Here is a 9090-nt window from a genome sequence, read left to right as displayed (position 1 = left end):
CCGGCACGTCCACGCGCGCGCCGCGGCGGATGGCCTCCGCCACGGGGTGATCCGGCCGGTCGGCGTCCAGCGGGTCCGCGCCCAGGGCGGCCAGCAGCCCGGACGAGGCCGCGCCCCGGCCCACGTTCGCCACGCACCGCGCGGCGGGCTGCACCAGGTGCACGGCGCAGGCGTCGGCGAACCAGGCCACGCACAGCCGCGCCAGGCGGTCCAGCCCGGACTCGTACTCCAGCGACTCGGCCAGGGTGCGCCCCGCGTCAAGGACGAGGCGCAGCGCGCGGGACGCATCCGGCGCCTCCGCCACGGCGGCGGGGGGCGCGGGCGCGTACAGGTGTGTGAGCCCCACCAGGTCGTCCACGATGAAGTCCAGCAGCCGCTCGCGGTCCGGCGGGGCCAGCTGGTCGCGGTGCTGCTCGTACCGCCGCAGCTCCCGGCGCATCCGGTCGGCCAGGGCCCGGTCGTCGCCGGCCGCCTGCGCGCGGTCCTGCTCCAGGGCGCGGATCTGGTCGATCAGCCGGTACACCCGGTCCCACCTGGCGTCGGACATCAAGCGGTCCCGGCCGGGAGACGGTGGACGACGCGTGGCATGGGCAGGGGAACGGTCAGTCGGAAGGAGAGGAAAGGTAGCGGCGCACCCGGTCGGGGAGCTCGCGGATGCTGAACGGCTTCTGCAGGAACCCTTCCGCGCCGGCGCCCCGCCAGTGCACGTCCTGCTCGTCCGCGGAGCTGAACAGCACCACGGGCACGTCCCGCAGCCGCGCGTCCATCTTGAGCACCTTGCAGGCGTCCCGCCCGTCCAGGTCCGGCATCATCACGTCCAGCAGCACCAGGTCGGGCGCCTGCTCGCGGGCCAGCGACACGGCCTGCACCCCGCCGCTGGCCTGCACGACCTCGAAGCCCGCGTGCGTGAGCATGAGGGCGATGAGCGCCGTGATGGCGGGCTCGTCGTCCGCGACCAGGATGCGGGGGCGGGTGTCCACGTCGTGCCGGGTCAGCGGGGAAGCCCCAGCCCGGTGAGCACCATCTCCGAGTGGTCAAACGGCTTGCCCACGCGCAGCCCCGCCTCCGTGACGTGCAGCTCGCGCAGCCGGTGGTCGTGCGCCCGCGCGCGCACCTTGAGAACGGCGACGAGCCGCCTGAGCTCGCCCTTTTGCTCCACGTAGCGCAGGTGCAGCACGTTGTCCATCACGGCCGCCAGCTCCGCCATGGGCATCTCGAAGCTCACCCCCACGATGCGCGGCAGGTCCTGCAGCAGCACGGTGGTCACGCCCCGCTCGCGCAGCAGGTTGGCCAGCGCCGTGAGGACGGACAGCTCGCGGTCGCGGGGGATGACGCCGTGCACCAGGTCCTCCACGGCGTCCACCACCACCCGCTTGATGCCGTGCCGCTCCACGTACGCGAGCAGCCGCTCGATCTCCTGGTCCACCAGGAGCTCCACGGGCGCCTTCCAGTAGACGTGCAGAAGGCCCTCTTCCACGGCGCGGCGCACGGGAAGGCCCACGGACTCGCCCTTGGCCACGAGGGTCCCGGGAAGCTCGTGGTAGCCCAGCAGCAGCCCGGGCTCGCCGGCGTTCACCCCCGCGCACAGGAACGCCAGGCCGCTGAGCGTCTTGCCCGAGCCGGGCGTCCCCACCACCAGGGTGATGGTGTTGCGCCCCACGCCGCCGCCCAGCATCTCGTCCAGCCCCTCGATGGCGAAGTCCAGCCGGCCCTCGGCCCCGTCGTCGGGGACGGAGCCGGAGAGCCGCATCTCCATGTGGGCGGCCAGCGACTCGGCGCGGGGGTAGATGTGGATGCCCTCGCCCGTGATCCGAAAGGTGTGCCAGCCGCCGATGTGGGCCACGCCCCGCATCTTGGTCACGCCGAAGGTGCGCACCTGCCGCAGGCGCACCGCGTCGAAGTCCATCTGGAAGATGGCGTCGGCGATGGTGAACGTGGGGTCCGCGTCCACGCCCTCTTCCGGCGGATGGGCCAGCAGCAGCGTGGTGACGCCCGTGACGGCGGACTGCGCCTCCATCTCGTGCATGAAGCGCTGGTACTCCAGCGGGTCCGCCGCGGCCATCTTGAGCGCGTGCACCCCGTCCAGGATCACCAGGGTGGGGCCGTGGTGCGCCACCAGGCGGGTGATCTCCTCGCGGGCGGCGGACAGCCCGCCGCGGGCCAGCATGGCGTACAGGCTGGCGTAGTAGAACGAGCCGGGCACCACGCCGGGGTCGAAGAAGTCAAAGGTGCGGGCCTGGGAGATGAGCGTCTGGTGCGTTTCCACCAGGGCCGTGAGGTACAGCACCTTGCCGCCGGCGCGGATCTGGTTGGCGCCGATCTGGTGCGCCAGCACGCTCTTGCCCCGGCCCGGGCCGCCCAGCACCACGTGCAGGCCGCCCTGGCGCAGGCCCCCGTTCAGCAGGCGGTCCAGCCCCGGCACGCCCGTGGGAACCTGCGCCGCCCCCGCCGCCCTTCTCCCTTCCCCGCCCCGCCTGTGCTCGTCCATTCCGAGGTGTCCTGTTGAATTGTGCGCGGCCTCTTCCCGCGCCTTCGACCCGCGGCCCCGACCGCAAGAACGCTTCCTCCCTGAGGTGCAGAGTCCGCTCCTTTCCGGGGTCAGCGTTCGCGGTATGTGCGCTTCTGCCCCGTCCATCCTCCGCGCCGCACACTACGCAATGATCAGCAATGCGCGACACGGCAAGACGCGCCGCGCGGGAGAGCGTCACCTCGCCCCAGGAAACAAGGACGACAATGGCCCTTTCCCGAAAACAAGTTCCTGCGCCCGCGAGCGACAAAGGGAGCGCAACGTTGCTCCTTCAGTTGCGCTCGACCGGAGGAAGTATTGAGTAGCGGCCGTCTGTGTACCGGTTGATCACCCCCCACGATCAGGGGATGTGCTGCCCAACGGATAGTTGCCGCGGTTGATATCGATTTTTTCCCGCGCCGCCGCGGCGATGTCAATCCCCGCAACATCCGCAAACCGCAGCACCCCGAGGAATACATCCGCCAATTCATGGCGGACCGCGTGCGGCCTTTCCGCAAGGGAATCCTGGTCCCAGCGAAATAGCGCAAGGAGCTCTCCGGCTTCGGTGGAGATCAGCGCGGCGAGGTTGCGGGGAGTGTGGTAGCATTCCCACCCGCGCTCCGCCGCAAACGCGCTGAGTTCGCGCTGAAGAGACCGTATCGCATCTTCCGTCATCGTCACCCCAGAAACCGATTCTCGTTGTGCCACCGGAGTAGCCCCGGGTCGGGGTGCTGTCCGGGACGTGCCGGGAGGTTGATTTGAGCGCCCTGCAACTCCAGATACGCCCCGCCATCACCGAAATCGGTGCGGAGACGGGAACTTGCGACTACGGTATAGCCGGGAGTGATTGTCAGATATCCGGCGTCGAACAGGCGATGAATGTCAGCCCGGAGCACCAGCCCATTGCGGACGTGATGAACCTCGGACATTCCAAACGGTTGGATGTGCGCAGCGTCCAGCGCTGGGAGCGCCCGCTCTTGGGTAACCGCACACCGTCTTTGGTACGCATCCATGACAACCGCGCGAAAAGCAGCCTGGCCCAACCGGGGCCTGCGCGGAATGGGATCGCCAAACCCACCGGGAAGGGGATCCAGATTTACCTCTTGTACTCCTGCCACGTTGACGTCCCCATTCACGTACCGCTCAACAAGCCCGCGCCACAACTCGCGGCCCTCACCCGAAAGATCATAGCCGCGTCCGCGAACAGCATTCTGCGGATACCCCTCCGGAACCGGCATCCAGAGGTCCTCCGGCCAGAAGAACGGATCCGTGAGGATGATGCAGCCGATGCGCGGTCCAGCAGCGGTGACGCCCGACTCGCGCCTCAGCTTCCCAATGCTTACCTCCAGTGCCTCGAGTGTCGGAACTCCGTTGTGAATCCCGAACTCTTCCCAAGCGGTGTCGAGCGGGTACTCGACGTAGTGCGCGAATACACCACCACCAGCAATTACATTCAGTGGTGCCTTCAGCCGGAACAGCAGCAGGTCGCCCGGAGAGAGGATACCGAAACGCCCCTTCCAGGGCTTGGGCGTCCAGAAGTTTACTTCTTGGTGCGGGCCAGTTCTGGTGAGAAAGTCGAACCAGGAACGATCTGTAGGAAAAACATGGGCACGACGGCTCATGATCGGTTACGTTCACAACAGAGTGTTCCACAGGTGGCGCAAAAGTATCGAAACACTAGTTGGTGGCGTGTGACATCGCCAGACCCGGAAAAGAGAAATCCCAGTGCCCGGCGTGTCGCCAGGCACTGGGATTCATGCTGACCCAAGGAACGGAGGGAGTGGGATTCGAACCCACGAGCCTTGCGGCCGCCGGTTTTCAAGACCGGTGCATTCAACCACTCTGCCATCCCTCCCCGCGCCGCATCCAGACGAACGCGGCGGACGAGCGGCCAAATTTCGTGATTCCACGCGCTTCCGTCAACGGGAACGATGCGCGGCGGCGGACGTACGCACCGTGAGGAACCCTTTTGCGCGCCGGGACGCAGGGTTATCTTCAGCAGCCAAGGGCCCGTACGGGCCGTCTCACGCGTGGTGATGTCTCTCGAAGCATTCCCCCTGAACGAATGACGAATCTGATGCGTGCCGCACGGGCGGCGCTCGTCGTATCCGTGCTGGCCGTCTGCCCGCCCGGCGCATCCGCGCAGGCACAGACCGGGCGGCAGACGCAGCCCGCCGCCGGCCAGCCCGGCACGCTGCAGCCCATGCGCGCCCAGCCGCCCGCCAACCGGCGCCCGGCCGCGCAGCCCGCGACGCCGGCCCAGCGCCCGGCGACGCAGCCCGCGTCCGCCCGTCCGCCCGCCCCCGCGCCGAGCACCCGGCCCACCGCATCTGCCCCCTCCACCGGACGGGCGGACACGGGCCCGGGCGCGGCGGGGCCGGCGACGGAGCGGTGGGAAGACATCACCGCCGCGACCGCCAACTCCGGCACGTACCGCATCCCCGTGGGCGCCGGGCACAGCGGGCCCTCGGTGCTGCACGTGCAGGTGCTGCTGAACCGCGCCTTCTTCAGCGCGGGCATGCTGGACGGGCGCTGGGGCAAGAACACGCAGAACGCCGTCTCCTGGATGCAGATGCGCGAGGGGCTGCCCATCACGGGCGCCGTGGACTCGGTGACGTACGCGCGGCTGGCGCAGCTGGCCGGCGCCGGCCCCACGGTGCGCCGGCACGTGCTGACGGCGGACGACGTGCGCGGCCCGTTCGTGCAGATCCCCACGGACATCTACGAGCACGCGCGGCTGCGCTGCTCGTGCTACGAGTCGCTGGGCGAAAAGCTCACGGAGACGTTCCAGACCACGCGTCCGCTCCTGGCGCGGCTCAATCCCGGGGTCAAGCTGGATTCCGTCGCGGCCGGCGACACGCTGAACGTGCCGCAGGTGCGCGACACGGCCGCGGCGCCGCGCGGGGTCATCAGGCAGATCATCGTCAGCGGCTCGGGCAACTACCTGCAGGCGCTGGATTCCGCGGGCGTGATCCTGTACCACTTCGCGGCCACGCTGGGCAGCAGCGTGGACCCCTCGCCCAACGGCGACTTTCGCGTGACGGCCGTCCATCCCAACCCGTGGTGGAACTACCAGCCGCGCCTGCTGGCCCACGTCCCCGACGACCGGCCCAGCGCCATGATCCCGCCCGGGCCCAACAATGCCGTGGGCCGCGTGTGGATGAGCCTGAGCGCGCCGCACTACGGCATCCACGGCACCAAGTCGCCGGAGACCATCGGCTACGCGGAGAGCGCGGGCTGCGTGCGGCTCACCAACTGGGATGTGACGTTCCTGAGCACGCGCGTGGCGCCGGGCACGCCCGTGGCCTTTCGCGAGATCCGCTACCGCGACGCGGATTCCGCCGCGGCCGCCGTCCCCGATCCGCGCCGCCCCGCCCGCGCGGTCGCCGCGCCGGATACCGCGCGCCGCGACTCGGCCGCCGCGCGTCCCGCGCCCGCCGCGACCACGCCGCGCCCCGCGACGGACAGCGCGCATCATCCCGCTGCGAATCAGCCTGCCGCGAATCAGCCGGGACCCGCGACCACGCAGCCCGCCACCACGACCCCTGCCGCGAGCCAGCCGACGACGGCGACGGCGCAGCCGCGCCCGGCAACTACGCAGCCCGCCGCTTCTCAACCGCGTCCGGCGACGACGACGCCCTGAAAGGACGGCAACGGAGCCCCCTTCCCTCTCCGAGCGAGAACTGCTACATTGGGTCACCACAGCGGAGTATCCCCCGCTCCAGCGCGACCCGTGCCGCCCCACTCAGGGGACGCATGAGGCGCGACGGCCCACGATGAAGCTCGGCCACGGCCGCGACTTCTGAAAGGTCTAAGTCTGGATGCGTGCGAGCTCGCTGCCGGAGCGGCTGCGCCGGTTGTACACCGGATTGCCGCGCGGGTGGTCGGCGAATGCCTGGCCCCCGATTCCACCATCGGGCGGCCCGGCCATAGAGGCTGGAGCCCCTCGGGCCGCCTGTTCGCCGAAAGTACACCATGTCTGACGAAACGCAGCAGAACCCCTCCGAAGCGCCCGATCCTGATCTGGATCTCGAGGCGCGTCCCCTCGAAGATGTCCACGTCCCCAAGGAAACCGCGCGGCGGTCCCTTGCTGAGAAGCTGGAGGCGAACTTCAGTTTTGCCCCCGGCGCGGCACAGGCGCTCGCGCGCGCTGTCGTTGACCCCGCAGCGGTCCGCCGTGCTCTCGACGCGCCGCTGACGCAGCCGATCCCGGACGGCGATGTCACCTACATCGTCGCTGAGATGTGGACCGCCGCTGTGGCGGTGAACCCCAACAACCCCCGTCGCAACGAGCGGAACACGTATCCCGTCGCCGCCAGGGACGGCAGGTCCACCGTGCGGACGCCGCTGGCCATGGAGCCGGCGGGCGATGGCTCTCCGATGCTCGTCTACCGCGGAGACGACCCTCAGCACGTCGCCGGCGAGATCGAGGACGCCGCGCAGTTCGTCCGCACCTTCAACCCCGACCTAGGAGAGGAGATCGCGACGGAGCGCGTGCTGGAGCCGATCACCGCGATCATGGCCGAGTTCCGGCACCGGGACGGGTCCGCTCCGGCCTACGCCCCCGTGGCGGTGGATGGCAGCACCCGAACGGCGCACTGCCAGGTCCTGGTGGGCAGCTCGGCGACCGATGCGGTCTACAAGCATCCCCGCTCCGGCCCGCGCGAGTGGAACGACTTCATCAGCCGTCGCGCGAACGCTCAGGATCTGCCCACGAGCCAGATCACGGAAAAGGCGGCGGCGGCTCATCGCGCGCTGCGCTACCACGCGAGGATACTGCTCGGCGTGCAGCCCGTGCGCACGCGGCAGACGATCAGCGTCGTTGACGCGGTGCGGTCCATCGTGGCAGGCATCCACGTCTCGCCCCCGAAGCCGTGGCCGGCGGGCTCGCAGATCGACGAGATCGCGGACGCCGTGCTGGACCGCCTGGAGGAAGACGGGCGCATCGAGCGTCCTTACCGCCAGTACCTGGCGGGCCTCGTCGCGCCGGCGGATGTGGGTGGCGAGCGGGCATATGCCGACATCCGCGCGCTGCACATCGCCCGAGTGATCTTCGATCCCCAGCATGCGCGCGCGGTGTCGGCTGCGTACCGCATCGTGCGCGACAAGCAGAAGCTCGGCCGGCACGACAAGCCTGAGATCGCCGCTGAGCTCATGATGCGTGCGTTCCGGAGCGACTACCCGGCGACCGAGGTCCGGTCGATCCGCTCGATCCTGCAGCGCACGATCACCAGCGACTACCGGCGCCTCCCCCGCAGGGGACCGGAACGCACGCCGGACGAGCTGCTCGCGGCTGCGCTGGCGGAGTTCGAAGCGGCTCCTGCGGACGTCGGGCCTGAGCGGCTTGAGCTCGGCATCCGTGCCGCTTACTGGCTCGTGCAGCAGCGCGCGCTCAGGCGGGACACCCGCGAGTCGAAGCAGCTGTTCGACGATTCGCGCGCTGGGTCGGCCGTCCTCCGCGCGCTGCTCGTGAGCAGGCACGGGCTGCTCCAACTGCACCGGGCGATCGTGGATGGCCGGGCTGCTCCGCCGGCCGTGAAGTCGCCCACGATCCGCAAGGTGGACGAGACGGGGGCCCTGCTGGACCGCGGCGGCGGTGGCTTCCAGACCGTCGACGACAACTACCTCCGTGAGACGTGGCCGGCCCAGAGGGCTGCGGGCACCGAGCGTCAGGCGGGTGTGGATGAGCCGGATCCCACCGTGCTGACGGACCGGCAGCGTCTTGAGCGGCTTGTCGGTCGTGCCAGGGCTGCCGCCGAAACCGTGCAGTCCCTTCTGGCGGAGATGGCGCAGATCACGCAGAACGGCGTGGCCCTCGTTCAGACCGAGGGCATCCCGTGGGGAACCGCCGAAGCGATGGCGCGGATGCTCCGGGAGGACGCCGACCGCCTGACCCTCTGGGCGGCGCTGAACCGCATGTCGTCGCAGGCGGGCCTCGCCCCCGAGGACGACCTGGACGACGGGGACCTGTTCGAGCCGGAGGCCCCGTGAACGAACACGATTATCGCGGCGCGGCGGCTCTGGCGGGCGGGTGGCGGCGCGGTCTGTACCCGCGCGCCATCCCGCTGGAGCGGCTCCGGCGTTTGCGCGCCGGGGTGGGCATCTACATGGCATGCGACGGATCTGGCCGGCTCGCGTACGTGGGCTCGGCGGTGCGCCCTGAATCCAGGGCCGGGGTAGCCGACCGGGTTTTCCAGCACGGCGTGCCCCGCCGGGGGAGCTGGCGGGAGGTCTGGGTGATCCCGCTGCGCGACGACACGCCGCGGCGGGTGGTCTTGGGAATCGAGGGGCAGATCCGGGACCTGCTGGCACCGCCGCAGAACATCGCGCGGCACCGGCCGCGCTTCCTCGAGGTGCCGTGGGCACGAACGGAAATCACGGCTCCTTCCCGCACTTAGCAGACAATATGGCCGGGTCGCCTAAAGCGGCCCGGCCATATCCATGCGCGCCAGCGTAGCACCGTAGCTCTACCGAGTCCAGGCTAAAGATCCGAGAACCCGATCTTGCGCCGTTTGCGGGGGGGGAGCTTCGGATGTCTCCCGATCTCGATATTGTGCGTTATAGTGCATTCCCGAGGGTCAATT

Annotated in this window: 7 protein-coding genes, 1 tRNA gene and 1 pseudogene; 3 read left to right on the top strand and 6 right to left on the bottom strand. The window is 69.8% G+C overall.

Features of this window, described 5'->3' with window-relative positions:
* From VFZ20_RS00245 to VFZ20_RS00220, 6 genes and pseudogenes are all read right to left on the bottom strand, one after another.
* Nucleotides 1-547, bottom strand: a pseudogene (locus VFZ20_RS00245) (hypothetical protein); the annotation flags it as partial.
* A 55-nt stretch (nucleotides 548-602) separates the two neighbouring features.
* Nucleotides 603-980 carry a response regulator transcription factor gene (locus tag VFZ20_RS00240; RefSeq protein WP_329681796.1) on the bottom strand — a complete coding sequence of 126 codons (378 nt, stop codon included), beginning with the start codon at nucleotides 978-980 and terminating at the stop codon, nucleotides 603-605.
* A gap of 11 nt (nucleotides 981-991) precedes the next feature.
* On the bottom strand, nucleotides 992-2488 hold the full coding sequence (locus VFZ20_RS00235) for an ATPase domain-containing protein (protein WP_329681795.1): 1497 nt from the start codon (nucleotides 2486-2488) through the stop codon (nucleotides 992-994).
* Nucleotides 2489-2854: 366 nt separating this feature from the next.
* Nucleotides 2855-3181 (bottom strand): nucleotide pyrophosphohydrolase, encoded by a 327-nt coding sequence (locus tag VFZ20_RS00230; protein WP_349264043.1) that lies wholly within the window; start codon nucleotides 3179-3181, stop codon nucleotides 2855-2857.
* A 2-nt stretch (nucleotides 3182-3183) separates the two neighbouring features.
* Nucleotides 3184-4128, bottom strand: coding sequence for an HNH endonuclease (locus VFZ20_RS00225; protein WP_329681793.1), 945 nt, complete (start codon nucleotides 4126-4128; stop codon nucleotides 3184-3186).
* A 150-nt stretch (nucleotides 4129-4278) separates the two neighbouring features.
* Nucleotides 4279-4361: transfer RNA gene (locus tag VFZ20_RS00220), tRNA-Ser, on the bottom strand.
* A 210-nt stretch (nucleotides 4362-4571) separates the two neighbouring features.
* On the opposite strand from VFZ20_RS00220, the gene VFZ20_RS00215 reads away from it, so the two are divergent.
* The 3 genes from VFZ20_RS00215 to VFZ20_RS00205 all read left to right on the top strand — a co-directional run bounded on the left by VFZ20_RS00215 (nucleotide 4572) and on the right by VFZ20_RS00205 (nucleotide 8904).
* Nucleotides 4572-6149 (top strand): L,D-transpeptidase family protein, encoded by a 1578-nt coding sequence (locus VFZ20_RS00215; RefSeq protein ID WP_329681792.1) that lies wholly within the window; start codon nucleotides 4572-4574, stop codon nucleotides 6147-6149.
* A 332-nt stretch (nucleotides 6150-6481) separates the two neighbouring features.
* Nucleotides 6482-8497: a hypothetical protein gene (locus VFZ20_RS00210; RefSeq protein ID WP_329681791.1), complete on the top strand. Its 2016-nt coding sequence runs from the start codon at nucleotides 6482-6484 to the stop codon at nucleotides 8495-8497.
* On the top strand, nucleotides 8494-8904 hold the full coding sequence (locus VFZ20_RS00205) for a hypothetical protein (RefSeq protein ID WP_329681790.1): 411 nt from the start codon (nucleotides 8494-8496) through the stop codon (nucleotides 8902-8904). Before VFZ20_RS00210 ends, VFZ20_RS00205 begins: the two co-directional genes overlap by 4 nt.
* The last annotated feature ends 186 nt before the right edge of the window (nucleotides 8905-9090 follow it).

Source organism: Longimicrobium sp. (assembly GCF_036280135.1).
Classification (GTDB): Bacteria; Gemmatimonadota; Gemmatimonadetes; order Longimicrobiales; family Longimicrobiaceae; genus Longimicrobium.
This window is presented reverse-complemented; position numbering and strand designations above follow the sequence as displayed.